Annotated in this window: 13 protein-coding genes; 10 read left to right on the top strand and 3 right to left on the bottom strand. The window is 46.5% G+C overall.

Annotated features, from left to right (window positions below; genetic code table 11):
- Positions 1-371: 371 nt before the first annotated feature.
- The 3 genes from JMA39_RS16445 to JMA39_RS16435 all read left to right on the top strand — a co-directional run bounded on the left by JMA39_RS16445 (position 372) and on the right by JMA39_RS16435 (position 3,175).
- The gene (locus JMA39_RS16445; RefSeq protein WP_202722945.1) at positions 372-1,730 is read left to right on the top strand and encodes an isochorismate synthase; all 1,359 of its coding nucleotides are present in this window, start codon (positions 372-374) and stop codon (positions 1,728-1,730) included.
- A 214-nt stretch (positions 1,731-1,944) separates the two neighbouring features.
- Positions 1,945-2,604, top strand: coding sequence for a 7-cyano-7-deazaguanine/7-aminomethyl-7-deazaguanine transporter (locus JMA39_RS16440; RefSeq protein WP_202722944.1), 660 nt, complete (start codon positions 1,945-1,947; stop codon positions 2,602-2,604).
- Positions 2,605-2,716: 112 nt separating this feature from the next.
- Complete coding sequence (locus JMA39_RS16435) at positions 2,717-3,175, top strand: GNAT family N-acetyltransferase (protein WP_202722943.1); 459 nt, start codon at positions 2,717-2,719, stop codon at positions 3,173-3,175.
- 658 nt (positions 3,176-3,833) lie between these two features.
- Here JMA39_RS16435 and JMA39_RS16430 read toward each other — a convergent pair.
- Together JMA39_RS16430 and JMA39_RS16425 are read right to left on the bottom strand one after the other, a co-directional pair.
- Positions 3,834-5,972 (bottom strand): sensor histidine kinase, encoded by a 2,139-nt coding sequence (locus tag JMA39_RS16430; RefSeq protein ID WP_202722942.1) that lies wholly within the window; start codon positions 5,970-5,972, stop codon positions 3,834-3,836.
- Positions 5,973-6,002: 30 nt separating this feature from the next.
- Positions 6,003-7,385, bottom strand: coding sequence for a sigma-54-dependent transcriptional regulator (locus JMA39_RS16425; protein WP_202723044.1), 1,383 nt, complete (start codon positions 7,383-7,385; stop codon positions 6,003-6,005).
- A 280-nt stretch (positions 7,386-7,665) separates the two neighbouring features.
- Here JMA39_RS16425 and JMA39_RS16420 point away from each other — a divergent pair, with 280 nt between their 5' ends.
- Genes JMA39_RS16420 through moaA form a run of 6 tightly spaced genes read left to right on the top strand, consistent with a single transcriptional unit; the run spans position 7,666 to position 13,408 of the window.
- On the top strand, positions 7,666-8,478 hold the full coding sequence (locus JMA39_RS16420) for a substrate-binding domain-containing protein (RefSeq protein ID WP_202722941.1): 813 nt from the start codon (positions 7,666-7,668) through the stop codon (positions 8,476-8,478).
- A complete protein-coding gene (locus tag JMA39_RS16415) occupies positions 8,475-9,182 on the top strand; it encodes an ABC transporter permease (protein WP_202722940.1) in 708 nt (235 codons plus the stop codon). Before JMA39_RS16420 ends, JMA39_RS16415 begins: the two co-directional genes overlap by 4 nt.
- 5 nt (positions 9,183-9,187) lie before the next feature.
- Positions 9,188-9,946: an ABC transporter ATP-binding protein gene (locus JMA39_RS16410; RefSeq protein ID WP_202722939.1), complete on the top strand. Its 759-nt coding sequence runs from the start codon at positions 9,188-9,190 to the stop codon at positions 9,944-9,946.
- Between the two features lie 46 nt (positions 9,947-9,992).
- Positions 9,993-10,595: a molybdenum cofactor guanylyltransferase MobA gene (mobA, locus tag JMA39_RS16405; protein WP_202722938.1), complete on the top strand. Its 603-nt coding sequence runs from the start codon at positions 9,993-9,995 to the stop codon at positions 10,593-10,595.
- 8 nt (positions 10,596-10,603) lie between these two features.
- Positions 10,604-12,403: a bifunctional molybdopterin-guanine dinucleotide biosynthesis adaptor protein MobB/molybdopterin molybdotransferase MoeA gene (locus tag JMA39_RS16400; protein ID WP_202722937.1), complete on the top strand. Its 1,800-nt coding sequence runs from the start codon at positions 10,604-10,606 to the stop codon at positions 12,401-12,403.
- 18 nt (positions 12,404-12,421) lie between these two features.
- The gene (gene moaA / locus JMA39_RS16395) at positions 12,422-13,408 is read left to right on the top strand and encodes a GTP 3',8-cyclase MoaA (RefSeq protein WP_202722936.1); all 987 of its coding nucleotides are present in this window, start codon (positions 12,422-12,424) and stop codon (positions 13,406-13,408) included.
- Positions 13,409-13,607: 199 nt separating this feature from the next.
- Here moaA and JMA39_RS16390 read toward each other — a convergent pair whose 3' ends face one another.
- Positions 13,608-13,973 (bottom strand): hypothetical protein, encoded by a 366-nt coding sequence (locus JMA39_RS16390; RefSeq protein ID WP_202722935.1) that lies wholly within the window; start codon positions 13,971-13,973, stop codon positions 13,608-13,610.
- Positions 13,974-14,554: 581 nt separating this feature from the next.
- On the opposite strand from JMA39_RS16390, the gene JMA39_RS16385 reads away from it, so the two are divergent.
- Complete coding sequence (locus JMA39_RS16385; protein WP_202722934.1) at positions 14,555-14,770, top strand: hypothetical protein; 216 nt, start codon at positions 14,555-14,557, stop codon at positions 14,768-14,770.
- Positions 14,771-15,396 lie beyond the last annotated feature (626 nt).

The following is a 15,396-nucleotide window of genomic DNA, read 5'->3' as shown; positions in this document are numbered from 1 at the left end:
CAAACTTAGATCGACTAATTTGAACATTCAGGAAAGGAACGACTACAAGAGACAGACAGATTGACCCACCTTTTATACCTAAGGGACAAAAGGGGTCATAGATATCACATATTTAAAAACTCACATTGACCTTTGATTTCAACAAACCGTTATTTACTCGGTCGATATTGATTAGCTTTCTGAGCAAATCTAAAGCATGTCGATAAAATAGTCAGTGACAGTTCACACAGGCAGAGCAATCGACTTGACACTGTATGTTCAGACTATTACTTTGTGGTAAAGATTCTTATTACCAATAGTGCGTTGGGTGTATCCCGGTTAGAGGCGGCTACCTCTAAGCAAGCCCTTATGATATTTGTTTGGAGTATTTATTGACCATCCCCCTGCTGCCTCAAGCTATTAAGTCTTTAACCGACAAAATCAAATCCTTTACTCTCCAACCAAACAGCGACCCAATTGCACAGCTGTCTGTTGTCGTTTCGCCGATCCCAGTTATAGCCTGGTTAGCGGCACAAACAACCTACCCGAGAGTCTATTGGAAGGGACGCGATACCGAAGAAGAGGTCGCCGCCATCGGCTGCAGTAAAGACTTTTACTTCGGTGAAGATGTCGATGACATCGAACTTGCAGCTGAATATCAAAAACAGCGCGCATTGACCAGCAATCAAGAGATCCGCTATTACGGTGGTGTCGCTTTCGATCGCAAGAATGAAGGCTGGCCAGAGTTTGGCAAGGCTCATTTTGTGCTACCACGCATAGAACTGCGTCGCAGTGGCAATGAATATAGACTGCTAGTTAATCTCAACTTTAGCGAGAATTGCTTCGCTGAAGAGATTGATAATGCTCTACTATCACTACAGAAATTAGATCCACCCAAGCCGCTCACCCCGCCTAACAAAGTGGCACTCATGGGACGTAGTGATAGACCCGATAAATATCGCTGGAGCGAGCTAGTCAACCGGGTGACCCATCCGAAGTTTATCGAAGATACCCCTAAGGTTGTGCTATCTAGACTGACTCAGCTTGAGATCAATGAAGAGGTGGACCCTTGGATGCTACTTGCCTGCTGGCAGGGGCGTAATCCAAACAGTTTTCAATTTGGTTTTCAGTTTAGTCCTGAAAGTACCTTTATCTCCTGCACGCCGGAACGCTTGTATCGCCGCCGCCAGAGAGAGTTGTTTACCGAGGCGCTTGCAGGCACTACGGTTCGTGGCCTAAATCAGGAAGAAGATAAAGCATTGGCGCAAGCACTGCTGGATGATACGAAGAACAGCCACGAAAATCAGCTAGTTAGACAGCATATTGTTGATGTGCTCAACCCCCTTAGCAACTATGTGGGTGCCGACGAGACACCAACGGTATTTAAACTGAGCCATATTCAGCATCTGCACCGTTCTATTCGTGCCGAACTCAAGCCCGGTGTGAGTGACTTTCAGGTTATTCAGGCACTGCACCCAACACCAGCGGTTGGCGGCCTGCCAAAAGAGTCGGCAATGAACTTTATTCGTCAGCAGGAAGGCTATGCTAGAGGCTGGTATGCTGGTGCTTGTGGTTATTTCAATAAGTATGAAAGCGAATTCGCCGTCGCGATTCGTAGCGCGCTAATTGAGCCCGGTCGTATCAATCTATTTGCTGGCGCAGGCATAGTGGCGGGCTCTGAAGCCGATAAAGAGTGGACCGAGTTAGAAAACAAGCTCACCACGATTTTGTCTATCTTGACTGAGCTATAACACTCCCTAACCTATACCCATCAAGCTCAGCACGCAAAAATTACTCTGCGTGCTGAGATTTGCACTTGCTCAAATAAAAAACTGCTCTATAATTTGCGCCCCTATATTAAGTAGGGGACGAACCACTTTGTTTAACCAAAAATTGTAAAATTATAGCGATGTTTGCTATTGCGGGTTCCCTAACCCCGCCCGATTTACTTAAAAAGGCCACAAGATGTTGATGTTGACCCCTGCACAGGTTCGCCGTGCATTACTGCTATTAGCAGGCTTTCATATTGTTATTATTTGTGCGAGTAACTACCTTGTACAACTTCCCTTTCAGATATTTGGCTTCCATACCACATGGGGCGCATTTAGCTTTCCATTTGTCTATCTAGCCACAGATCTAACGGTGCGAATATTCGGCCAGCAAGCAGCAAGAAAAATTATCTTCCTCGCCATGTTACCGGCACTGATCATCTCTTATTTGATGGGGGTAGTGTTCCACCAAGGAAGCTTCCAAGGCGCCGAGGCCCTGCTGGAGTTCAACAGTTTTGTGTTCCGAATTGCTTTCGCTAGCTTCGCGGCATACTTGGTTGGCCAGCTGATGGATATCTTTGTATTTGCCAAGCTCAGAGAAACCAAATCTTGGTGGGTTGCTCCTTCTGCATCAACCATAGTCGGTAACCTGATAGATACGATCGTGTTCTTTGGTCTAGCCTTCTACGCTTCAACAGACGAGTTTATGGCAACACACTGGCCTGAAATCGCCACCGTTGACTACGGTTTCAAATTGATAGTGAGCTTAGGCCTATTTTTACCTGCCTATGGCCTGTTATTAAAGTTCTTACAAGATAAGATCTTACACAACAGTGCGCGTGAAACAGCCATTTAAAGCTTAACAACTACTGGACTGACCTGTTATAATTTCGCCAATTCGTTCACCTTTAAGCCTATTGGTTTGGCTGTATCACAGGGTGAACTGGCGAAGTTATTGAGAAATTAAAATGTACACCATTGAAATTGAAGCTGTTACCGAGTTCACCCCAGAAGTCCTCGAACTGATCCAAACAAGCTATGCAAGCATTCCTGAATTCGAGCAAGGCTATGCTAGCCAAGAGATCGCTACACGCTTACTCGCAGGCCCAGCATTATTGCTTATCGCAAGAGTAGAGGGTGAGATTGCAGGCTTTAAGCTTGGCTATCAGACAGACGATCAGGTGTTTTACAGCTGGTTAGGTGGTGTTACACCGGATTTCCGTGGCCTAGGTTTAGCTAAGAGTCTACTTGAATACCAAGAGAAATGGGCTAAAGAGCAAGGCTACCAACGTATCGATGTTAAGACTCGTAACTGCTTTCCAGCAATGTTGAACATGCTTATCAGTAGCAAATATCAGATCACCGCGATGATCAACGATGCACAAAATCACAGTCAGAATAAGCTGCACTTACAGAAACAGTTCTAGCACTGATATTTGTATGAGATTAACCAAGGTGAGTAAATTTACTAAAATCGTGTAATAAAACTTGCAAACCCAAATGAGAATGATTATTGTTAACTTGCGTTCCAAAACTCGGGTTAACAAATAAAGTTCTCATCATCTCGATTTGTTAAATGAGTTTTTTATGCCAATGATAGTCTTAAATTATTATTGGTATTACAGCACGACATTGCTCACACACTCTTAAGTGGCCAGGATTTTATCCTGGCTTTTTTTTGTCTTAAATTCACACTAAGTCATATTTCAACTTGCAAGCCGGGTTTACCATGTAAACAGGCAAACGTAATACCCTGTTTTTAATGCAAATAATTAATTTATAGCAAAAAGTAGCACTTTTTTTACTGTATATACTTGCAACCGCAAATGATAATGATTACTATTCACACGCATTCAAGAACTCGTAAGTAACTTAAAGGCATCTCATCTCCTGCAAGTTAGAGTCTGTTTTATGCAAAGCACGACATTGCTCACACACTCTTTTGGCCGAGATACTATCTCGGCTATTTTTTGCCTGAAATTCAATGACTATCTTGAGAAATAGAGAAGAGATTAGAAGCAGCGAATGGGCAAGCTATTCAGCACTGCCCACACTCAGTTTGCTTTATTGAATACCAATCAGTGACTAGTCTTTTGACATATCATTGTGCTTACCGCTAAATTGCAAACCTTCGTAAGGCGTATTGCTCTGATCTTCGATAGCCTTATGGTATAAGCCGATGGTAAATAGGCTGCCCTTACCTACCGTAGAGTTCACCTCAATAGTGCCCCCGATACGCTTAATAATACCGTAGCTAAGCGATAATCCTAGGCCAGTACCGTCCTTACGAGTGGTGAAAAACGGATCGAAAATGCGGTTAAGCTCCTCTTCTGGGATCCCCTTACCTTCATCTTCAACCTCAATCTTAACCCCGATCGGCTCACCATGTTGCACCCAGTCATAAGTACGGATCCAGATCTGTCCCTTACCATTCATTGCGTGAGCTGCGTTAACTACTAGGTTAATCAATACCTGTAGTAGCTGAGGACGATTGACTTGAATAGGATAGCTGGCGTTAAGCTCTTGGTTGAGCACCACCTGCTGCTTTTGAATCGAGTGTCTAACCAGTACCAACATCTCTTCGATAATCGGTGTGATCTGGTGCATCTCAAGCGGTGCATTAAATTCGCCCGGACGGCTGTACTGCAGAAGACTACGAATAATGGTGCTGATCCGACCCACCTGCTGAATAACCAACTCGATCTCTTCTTCAACATCCTCGGCTCTATCGCCTAGTTCATATTTAAGCAATTCCATATTGCCCAGGATCACCGCCGTTGGGTTATTGATCTCGTGAGCAATACCGGCAGTAAGTTCACCTAACGCGGTTAGCTTCTCGTTAATCACCAACTGCTGCCTTGTTTCATTCAACAGCGCAACGTTAGCTTGTAGCTCTTCGGTCTTCTCCTGCAGGCTACGAGTACGCTCCTCAACCTTGACCTCTAACTGCTCGGCTGCTGCTTGGATCTGAGTATTACGCCGCTGCAATAGATCCAGCATGCGATCAAACTGTTCAGCAAGATTAGAAAGCTCATTGTCGCTATCTAACCCTAGTGAACCTATGCGTAAGTTGCGTCCCGATTGCACCGCTTTTACCACATGATGAATACGTTCAATCGGCTGCAATAGGCTATAGGCACCACGGTATACCAACCAACCCGATACCAGCAACACCAGCATCAAGATAGTACCGAGCTCAATAATATTGAGTAAGTAGTTATGGATAAAGGGTGACTCAGAAAAACCGGTATAGATCATACCGATACGCTTACCGTTAATATCTTCAAGTGGTGAGTAGGCAGAGATAAACCAGTCGTTAAAAACAAAAGCCCTATCGACCCATAATAGTCCTTGAATAAGCACCTTTTCACGCACCTCCTCCGATACTAAGCTACCTAAGGCACGGCCTTGCTGATCATCACCTTGTGGGAAGAAGTGCAGTGGCACGTTAGTGCTAATACGAATATTATCGAGGAAGATCGTCACGGTACCGATTGAGCGCTCAGGTAGAGTCCCCTTGTCGTACACGAGATCACGAATATGGTCGACGATGCGGGTATCACGGTTAAGCATGATGCCGCCATCTAAGTACCAAGCAACGTTACCATTCATATCGGCAACGGGAAATAGACTACGACTTAACAGGCCACGCTTCTCTTCCGTTTTACTCGGTTCTTGCGCCCGCATGGTCTTTATTACGCTCACCTCGGCTCGTTCGGCTAGCGCCGGATCGATGCGAGATAAACGACTTGGCTCGAGCACCATTAGCCCAGAAAACGGCGCAAGCCCTTCGATATGTGGCAACATCTGCCTTAGATCGGGATCGGCTGCGGCCTCAGACACACTAACTAAACGTAAAAAGTCCAAATTAAGGTCTTTCTTCGCCTGATCTAGTACTGTCTGTAAGTTCTCTCGCTGTTCGCTCGAGTCATTGCCTAATTGCCTAAAGTCATTCTGGAATTGCCAAGACTCCATCACTAACTCTAGCTGATTCTCTTGGTTTGTTTGCACGGTCACTAGGGTGCTATTTGCCACAGTCAAATCGGCTTTGACCTTCATAAATAGCTGTTTGCCCGTGTAGCTTATATTCCAATAGATGGTAATAAAAACCAAACTTACAAGGGTTAGCAAAATAGGCAACAAGGTCAGAATCAAGATACGATAGCGAACCTTCGCCTGCATCTGCTGCCAACTAACACCAAACATATTGGAAAAAAAAGACACCTAAACTCCCCAAGAATTATCTTACTGTTATTATTCTTCTCTGTCGGCTTCGCCGCCAAACCACTCTTTATACTTACGATCTAGAGTCTTGCGTGATACACCAAGATCCCTTGCCGCGGCAGATTTATTACCACCATGCATGTCAACGACGCGAGTCACATGGTCACGCTCGACATCTTTTAGCGCCCACTGTAGCGGATAACCTGACTCACCGACCGCTTCGGTCTTTGGCTGCACTTTCCAGTACTCGGCAGGTGGTTTGCCCAGTAGGATACAGCGTTCAATCATATTTCGCAGCTCTCGGATATTACCTGGCCATTCATGTTGCTGCAGCTTTAATAGATCTTCATGACTCCAAACGACCTCTTTTACGCCAAGTTCTGCCGCTAACTGGCAGGTAAAGTGATGAGTTAGCTCAACAATATCTTCAGGGCGTTCACGCAGAGGTGGGATCACGATATCGAGCACGTTGAGGCGATAATAGAGATCACGCCTAAAGTTACCCGCTTCGACCTCTTCCGACAGTTTACGGTTCGTCGCCGCCAATACGCGCACATCAATATTGATCTCTTTCTCGCTGCCCACAGGACGAATGGTGCGCTGCTCGAGCACACGCAGCAAAGCGGTCTGCATCTTCAGCGGCATCTCACCAATTTCATCGAGGAAGATGGTGCCGCCAGAGGCGAAACTAAATAGACCTTCTCGGTTACCCTTAGCGCCAGTGAAAGATCCTGCCGAATGACCGAATAGTTCACTCTCTAATAATTCTGGCGCAATTGCACCACAGTTAACTGGCACAAAGGGACCTTGTCGACCACTGAGAATATGCAGTTGTCTGGCCACCAGCTCTTTACCTGTGCCAGATTCCCCCTCAATCAAGACCACCGCATTGGTCGGCGCTACACGCTCGATCACATGCTTCACTTCGGTCATGGCATCACTCTGGCCAATAATGGTCGAGGACTGATTGAATGACACCTCACGGCGTAGCATCAAGTTCTCACGCTTCAACAAGCGACGCTCAATACAGCGGTCGACCGCCTTCATCATCTGTTCGAGATGGAACGGCTTCATAATAAAATCAGACGCACCAGCACGCAGCGCTTTTATCGCCACATCCATATCGGCATAGCCTGTCATAAAGATGATATCTGAGCGCCTCTCTTGATCGTTTAGCGCCTCATGCCACTCGATTCCTGAGCGACCGGGAAGACGAATATCGACAATAAGCAGATCAAAATGACAACGAGAACGCAGTTGCTCCGCATCTTCAACACTCGAAGCGGTTTCAACTAAGGCAAATTTCTTCGCTAACGCTTTCTTTAAAAAGCTGCGCATGCCCGGTTCATCATCGACAATCAATACAGATACAGCAGAAGGAAGTGGCTTCATATTATTCATTCTCTGTCCCACCCTGTCTGATGGAGGGACATTTTGACTCATTATGGGACAAGTCTATCACCGAACCCGTCTAAATAGGTCACTATGAACCATGTAATCGCGACCTTGGGACATAATGTCTGCGCTTTTTTTATCATTCATGGGACAAGGATCACACAAGCGTTACAAATGTGAACTGAAATAACCAAATTAAAGGCTGGCATCAAACTTGCTTTTCATGAGCACTGAATTCTATTTTTAAACAGGTGCTCAGGTATCGAGTGGCCTATTTTATTTTTTCCAAGGAGTAAAAATGCTAAACCTTAAACGCGTTATTGGTCTTGCGGTTACCGCTGCGCTAGTTGTTGGTATGCCAGCCCAAGCTAACGAAGTTATCAAACTTGCGACAACAACAAGTACTGAAAACTCAGGCCTACTAAAGAACCTACTGCCAAAGTTTGAAGCTGAAACAGGCTACCAAGTACAAGTTATCGCAACGGGTACAGGTAAGGCGCTTAAGCTAGCTCGCCAAGGTGACGTTGATGTTGTTATGACTCACGCTCCAGGTGCTGAAGCTAAGTTTGTTGAAGAAGGTTACGGCCGTCTACCTCGCGGTATCATGGAAAATGATTTCGTTATTCTAGGCCCAAAGAACGATCCAGCTAAAATCCGTTCGAGCAAAACAGCTGAAGAAGCTTTTGCTAAAATCGAAAAATCTGGCGTACCTTTCATTTCACGTGGTGACAACTCTGGCACCAACATGAAAGAACTACTCATCTGGAAAAACGCTAACATCACTCCAGACTTCAAAGGCTACACAGCTGTTGGTCAAGGTATGGGCAAGACTCTACTTATGGCTAGCGAATTAGAAGCTTATACGCTATCTGACCGTGGCACTTTCGTTGCTTATTCAGGTAAAATAGATCTAGCAGTAGATTTTGATGGCGGTAAAGCACTAGCTAACCCTTATCAAATCATACTTATCAGTGAAAGCAAGTACCCAACGCTAAACCACAAAGGTGCTAAAGCATTGAGCGACTGGCTGATCGGCGCTGAAGCGCAAGGCATGATCAATAACTATAAGGTTCAGGGAGAACAATTGTTCAAGGCAACATATAGCGAATGAATGAAGGCTGGTTAGCCCTAATACAGCAGGCATTAAGCCTGCTGTTTTCATTGGACCCCGAAGTGTGGTCCATTATCTCCGTCTCTTTTTCAGTATCATTTGCGGCTTTAGCGATCACGCTGCTGCCTTCTATGGTGCTGGGCTTTCTATTGGCCTTTACTCGCTTCCCTGGCCGCTGGTTAGTCACCAATCTTATTCAAACCCTACAATCCATTCCTACGGTTGTGATAGGCCTACTGGTGTATCTGCTACTGACCCGTATGGGACCTTTAGGGGATCTGAAATGGCTGTTTACTCAGAAAGGTATGATTCTTGGCCAGATGCTTATCTGCGCCCCGGTACTTGTCGCCATGAGCCAAGCCGCCTTTACTAGTGTTGACCGCAGGGCATGGGAAACCTCTCGCACCTTAGGCGCGCCAGCATTAAGTGCGATATGGGCAGTCTGCAGAGAGCTTAAAGTTCCACTATTATTAGCCATTGTTGCCGCGTTTAGTCGTATTTTGACTGAAATTGGTTGTTCGATGATGGTCGGCGGCAACATCGCGGGGGTGACACGTAACATTCCAACCGCTATCGCCTTAGAAACCAGTAAAGGTGACTTTGCACAAGCGATTGCACTGGGACTAGTGCTACTCGTCCTAGCACTGATTTTAAACTTTGCTCTCGGTACGTTAAGAGGCAAAGCCGAGCCGAGGAGTCATTAAGTCAGATGGCAACGTTCAATACCACGACTGATACAAGAGCCAAAGCAAAAATCATCGCTAGAAATCTCGAGATGCGCTTCGAAAATAAGCATCTGTTTAGTGCTGACGAGCTAGTTTTTGAACAAAACCACGTGATCCACCTACAAGGTGATAACGGCTGCGGTAAAACCACCTTGATGAAGCTGCTCGCAGGTTTTATCCAACCGACGGCGGGAACGATTCAAGCGCAAGGCTTCTCGGTCGCCCCTTGGTGGCGCAGCAACTCTATTACTGGCAAGGCTATCTATCTGCATCAACATCCTTATCTTTTCGAAGGTAGTGTGATGTATAACCTGACTTATCCGTTAAGGTTTTTAAGTACAGATAAACAACTTCTCAAAGCCCGTATCGAGCAGGCGATAGACAAGGCACAGCTACGCCACTTGCTTACTCAGGCCGCCTCGAGCTTGTCCGGTGGCGAAAAACAACGTTTAGCCATCGCCAGAGCCTGGGTTATCCAACCGAAGCTATTGATGCTAGACGAGCCGACCTCCAATATGGATAAGCACTCTCAACACTTAGTGTTACAGATGATTGCCGACCTAAAGCAGCAAGGCACAGGCATGCTAATTAGTAGCCACCAGACTTGCATGCTAACCAAAGTATGCGATCATGCTTGGCTAATTTGCGATAAGACAATTACAAGCGGTAATATCAGTGCCAATCAAGATATGGCTAATGCTCACATCGATGTCTCAACCAGACTCAATGTGTCGATTGGGTAAATTCATTAGCAACTAAAAAACTGCAATAAACAATAGGATAACAGTGATGACAGCACAGGTTGATGCAGTAATTCTTGCTGGCGGCATGGCCAGACGCATGGGTGGAAACGATAAAGGTTTAGTCGAACTAGAAAATCGCCCCATGATTGAACATGCAATCGATAGGATACGACCTCAAGTTAAGGAGATCCTGATCAACGCAAATCGAAACCAAAACCGTTATTCTGAGTTTGGTTTTAACGTGATCAGTGACCAAGATTCCGGCTATTTAGGCCCATTAGCAGGCATGATCACCGCGATGAGCAACACCCAAGCGGATTACTTATTAGTCGTTCCTTGCGATTGCCCACTGTTACCGACAGATTTAGTCGCTAGAATGCTAGCGAAATTAACGGCTGAAGACGCAGAGCTTGCAGTTGCTAGCGATGGCAAGCGAGAGCAACCTGTGGTTATGTTACTTAAGCCGAGTTTACGCGCATCCATGAAGGCATTTTTAGATGCCGGTGAACGCAAAATCGATTTTTGGTATGCCAAGCATCACTATGTCGTCGCTGAGTTTTCAGATCAGCCAAATGCGTTTGTAAACGTAAACACACCAGAACAAAAACAGCAGCTTGGCGAAGCCATAGCTAATGAAAAAAATCACTAGAGGTGTAAATGAGCATACCTTTTACTAATCCGTTACCTATTCCTGTACTCGGATTCTGTGCCTACAGTGGCACAGGCAAGACCACATTATTGAAGCAATTAATCCCAGAACTTAATCGCCGCGGTGTGCGACTCGCAGTCATTAAGCATGCTCATCACAACTTCGATGTCGATATTCCCGGTAAAGATAGCTACGAAATGCGTAAAGCCGGCGCGAAGCAGATGTTGGTTGCCTCCCATGTACGCTGGGCGTTAATGACCGAAGACGCCAAAGATGGCGACCCTGAATTACCACATTTGCTAAAACAGATTGAAGCCGACAAGGTCGACATCGTCCTCGTCGAAGGTTTTAAAAAGCTCGAACTTCCCAAGATAGAACTGCACCGCGCCGCTCACGGCAAGCCTTTCATCCATACCCATGATGATAATATCCAAGCTATCGCCTGCTGCGACGATACCGAACTCCCAAGTGAGCTACGCCGTCTAGATATCAACAATGTTAACCAAATCGCTGACTATGTAAGTGAATACATTGCCGCTTGGAAGCCTTGCCCAATCGACCTGCCGATGGCACCGACTTGCGGCTGTGAGTTAGATACCAGCACCACCCTGTCTGTACGCCAAGGTATCGATAAGATCCTATCTTACGTAAAGCCTATCACCGCGACTGAAGCGGTCGAGCTTGATGAGCTAGAGAATCGCGTGCTCGCTAGCGATGCCATCTCTCCTGTCGATGTGCCCCAGCATACTAACTCGGCGATGGACGGTTACGCCTTCAAGCTAAGCAATGACAGCAATGCCTCTTATAAGATGGTTGGCGAAATCATGGCTGGCCACGCCTATGCAGGTACTATCCAAGCCGGTGAAGCGGTACGCATCATGACGGGTGCCCCTATGCCTGCAGGCGCCGATACGGTGCAGCTGCGTGAGCTTGCTAACGAGCAAGACGGTGAAGTGCGCTTCGAAGGCGAAATGAGCCTAGGGCAACATATCCGCCAAGCGGGCGAAGATATTGCACAGGGTGCCACAGCTCTTGCCGCTCACAGCCGTTTACATGCTGCCGAGCAAGGTTTGTTAGCCTCATTAGGTTTTGGTGAGCTACCGGTATTCAAGCGTCCTAAGATCGCCGTATTCTCAACCGGCGATGAAGTTTGCCAGCCAGGTGAGCCACTAAAAGCCAACTGTATTTTCGACTCTAACCGCTACACAATCAAATCGATGGCGAAAAAGTTAGGCTGTGAAGTGATCGACTTAGGCATCATTCAAGATTCTGAAGCGGCACTGGCTCAAGCGCTAAAAGATGGCGCTGCACAGGCCGATATCGTGATCAGCTCCGGCGGTGTATCCGTTGGCGATGCCGATTACATTAAGACGGTACTAGAGCAAGTGGGACAGATTAACTTCTGGCGTATCAACATGCGTCCGGGACGTCCGCTAGCCTTTGGTCAAATCGATGATTCACTGTTCTTTGGCTTACCGGGCAACCCTGTTGCCGTGATGGTGTCTTTCCTACAGTTTGTACAGCCAGCAATTCGCAAACTTGCAGGCGAGCAGAACTGGAGCCACACAATGGTACCAGCCATTACCGACAAGGCTCTTCGCAGCCGTACAGGTCGTACAGAGTTTACCCGCGGTATCTATCACTTAGGTGCTGACGGCAAGTTACATGTAACCACAACCGGTGCTCAGGGCTCAGGGATGCTTAGCTCTATGGTGAAAGGAAACTGTCTCATCGTGATTGGTGAAAAAGATGATCAGTTAAATCCAGGTGACACAGTTTACATTCAACCTTTTGCCGACCTCCTCTAGGGTCATGTAGGTAGTAGTATGAGCTTAATTGTTGACACTTTTGGTCGCACGGTAGAATACCTGCGACTATCCGTCACTGACCGATGTGACTTTCGCTGCGTGTACTGCATGAGTGAAGACCCCTGCTTTTTGGGCCGTGAGCATGTGCTCAGCCTCGAAGAGTTAGCCTGGGTCGCTCAAGCCTTTACCGAGCTCGGGGTTAAGAAGATCCGCCTAACAGGTGGTGAACCCTTAGTACGTACCGACTGCGATCAGTTAGTGAAGCTACTGGGCAAGCTACCGGGACTTGAAGAGTTGTCAATGACAACCAACGGCTCACGCCTGACCCGCTTCGCGGCAGAGATGCATGAGTCGGGCCTAAACCGACTCAACATCAGTCTCGACACCCTAAAGCCTGACTTATTCACTAAGCTGACCCGTAACGGCAAAGTCGACCGCGTCATCGCTGGTATCGACGCCGCCATCGCCGCCGGCTTTAAAAAGATCAAGGTTAATGCGGTGATCTTGCGTGGTCAAAACGACGATGAAGTCTTAGATTTAATCGAGTTTTGCCGCGAGCGTGACCTCGATATCGCCTTTATCGAAGAGATGCCACTGGGCATTATCGACGAACGTAAGCGCAGCCGTCATTGCAGTAGCAAAGAGATCCAAGAGATCATCCAACAGCGTTATCCGCTTATCGTGTCAGATCGACGCACAGGCGGCCCAGCCCGTTACTACACCATGCCCGGCAGCGACATTCATGTGGGCTTTATCTCGCCTCACAGCAATAACTTCTGTCATGAGTGTAACCGCGTCCGTGTCACCGTAGAGGGTAAATTGCTGCTTTGTTTAGGCAACGAAAACTCGGTGGATCTCAAAGCCATCGTGCGTGAATTCCCCGGTGACATCGAAAAGCTAAAGACAGCGATTCTGGAAGGCATCAAGCACAAGCCTAAGGAGCACCATTTCGACCCAAATGGTGAGACGCAGATCTTGCGGTTTATGAATGCAACCGGAGGTTAACTGTTGCTTGAACAGTTATTTTTCGCTTGGTTTGCTGCGGTGGTTTCTGTTACCACAGTCGTTAACTGTTAGCTTGGAGTTAGCTGTACGCTAGATACATAAAACCCGACGCAAATGTCGGGTTTTGTTTTTGTATCACTCCGCTTAGCATGAGCAGCTTACCTAGTTATGATATCCGCCAAAGCAGCTTTGTTATAGCCTAGTATTTACAAGAGATAGGTAACTTAGAGATTCGCTTGAAATCTAAGTCGCTTACACCTTCAGCATGAAACCCCTGTCGGGTAACGTTGGAAATTTCAAACTCAAAAACGTCGTATGCTTTTGAACCATTCACGACTAAGTCTCTTAACTTAGTATCTTCATCCATACTAACTCTTTGCTCACATGCGATACCTGTTCCATCTTCAAAAATCTCCCATGTAATTGAGCCCCCAAAAAATCCAGCTTTGTATATCCCAGTCAAATTTGTTGGAGCTGGCGTGGCACTATCCGCAGCATTACTCAAACAGCCAGTTAAAATAACCATACAAATTGATATTAAAACATACTTCATTATTTCCATCATACTTTCGGCACCTTGTCTTATAGCTGCTTATTGAACAACACTACGGATAACATAAATATCTACACCGCACATATTATCTATGCGTGTTGACAACACTCCCAATTAAAATACAACCTAATGTTTTGAAAGACAATATTAAATAATTCAAAGTATTGTTGATGCGATTTTATATGTGTTGGATAAGGCGATTACAGCAGCTTAACTGTTACTATTTCTATCTCTAATATTGTCATTATTCACTGCCTATACTGCTGCAACCAATGGCCTGCGGCAGGCGTATGTGTAGATACTTCTGAGGCTCGCTTGTCGTCATCCCTGACCGCTCAACGAAAACATCCATGTTTTCGACGGCCTCAGCCGCATCTACACTGGGTTAGAAAAACACAAAATTTTCAGTTCTGAGTTCTCAATATAAAAGTAAAAGCCCAAGAGGTTCTTCCTATAGTCACAGAAAACACCAGTTTCCCCATCGGAGTTGCCGAAATACGTTGGAATAAATCACGTGATCCCGACAGGGATGTCGGGTTAGCTTTCGCTAGGCAGGATGCCCCATCGGAAGCGTTAGTGATTTATCCATAAGTATGAGGATCAACAACTTCGTTGGGGCGGCAGGAGTGATCCAAGAGGGGATTGCTGTTGATCCCCTCTTGGCCGAGTGTGAGCTGGAAGCTCACGACCTTTATCAAGCGCAGCTTGATTGTTCCTATCGAACATCAAATCCACCACCCGTGGTTCCAATTGCCTGCGGCAGGCGTATGTGCAGACACTTCCGTGACACGCAGCAAGTCCATCCCTGAAGGCTCGGCCATGACGTCCATGTCATGGATGGTCACGGCCGCATCTGCACTGGGTTAGAAAAGCACAATCTTTCAACCTCTGCGTTAACCTTATAAAAAGCAAAAAACATCGAAACCGGCGACTAAGAGAGTACAGAAAACACCAATTTCCCCGTCGAAGTTGCCGAAATACGTTGGAAACTCTTTATAAACCAGAGTCACGTGAACCCGACATGGATGTCGGGTTAGCTTTCGCGGGGCAGGATGCCCCATCGGAAGCGCTAGTGATTTATCCATAAGTATGAGGATCAACAACTTCGTCTGGGGCGCTGAGGGTTTCTTCTTTTGAAATCAAGAGCGGGGACAAGCGCTTTCCCCCTTGGCTCGGGTGTGGGCGAAGCGCCACGACGTTAATTGTTAGACGCAGTCTAACTTAAAGATCAGGCTTTGCCTGATATGTGGCAAAGCCACGACCTTTATCAAGCGTAGCTTGGTTAGCTGTAAATGTGGGATGGAATCCCACGACTTTGGTCAGGCGTAGCCTGATGCTCTACCAATGTAGAGCGAAGCACCACTACTTTAATTGTTAACTTAAAGCCCAAGCGCAGCTTGAAAACACAATAAAAAAGGGTCCTATAAGCACCCTT

The organism is Shewanella schlegeliana, from assembly GCF_016765635.1.
In the GTDB taxonomy this organism is placed as follows: Bacteria; Pseudomonadota; Gammaproteobacteria; order Enterobacterales; family Shewanellaceae; genus Shewanella; species Shewanella schlegeliana.
Note: the sequence above shows the minus strand (reverse complement) of the source record. Positions and strands in the feature narration are given on the sequence as shown.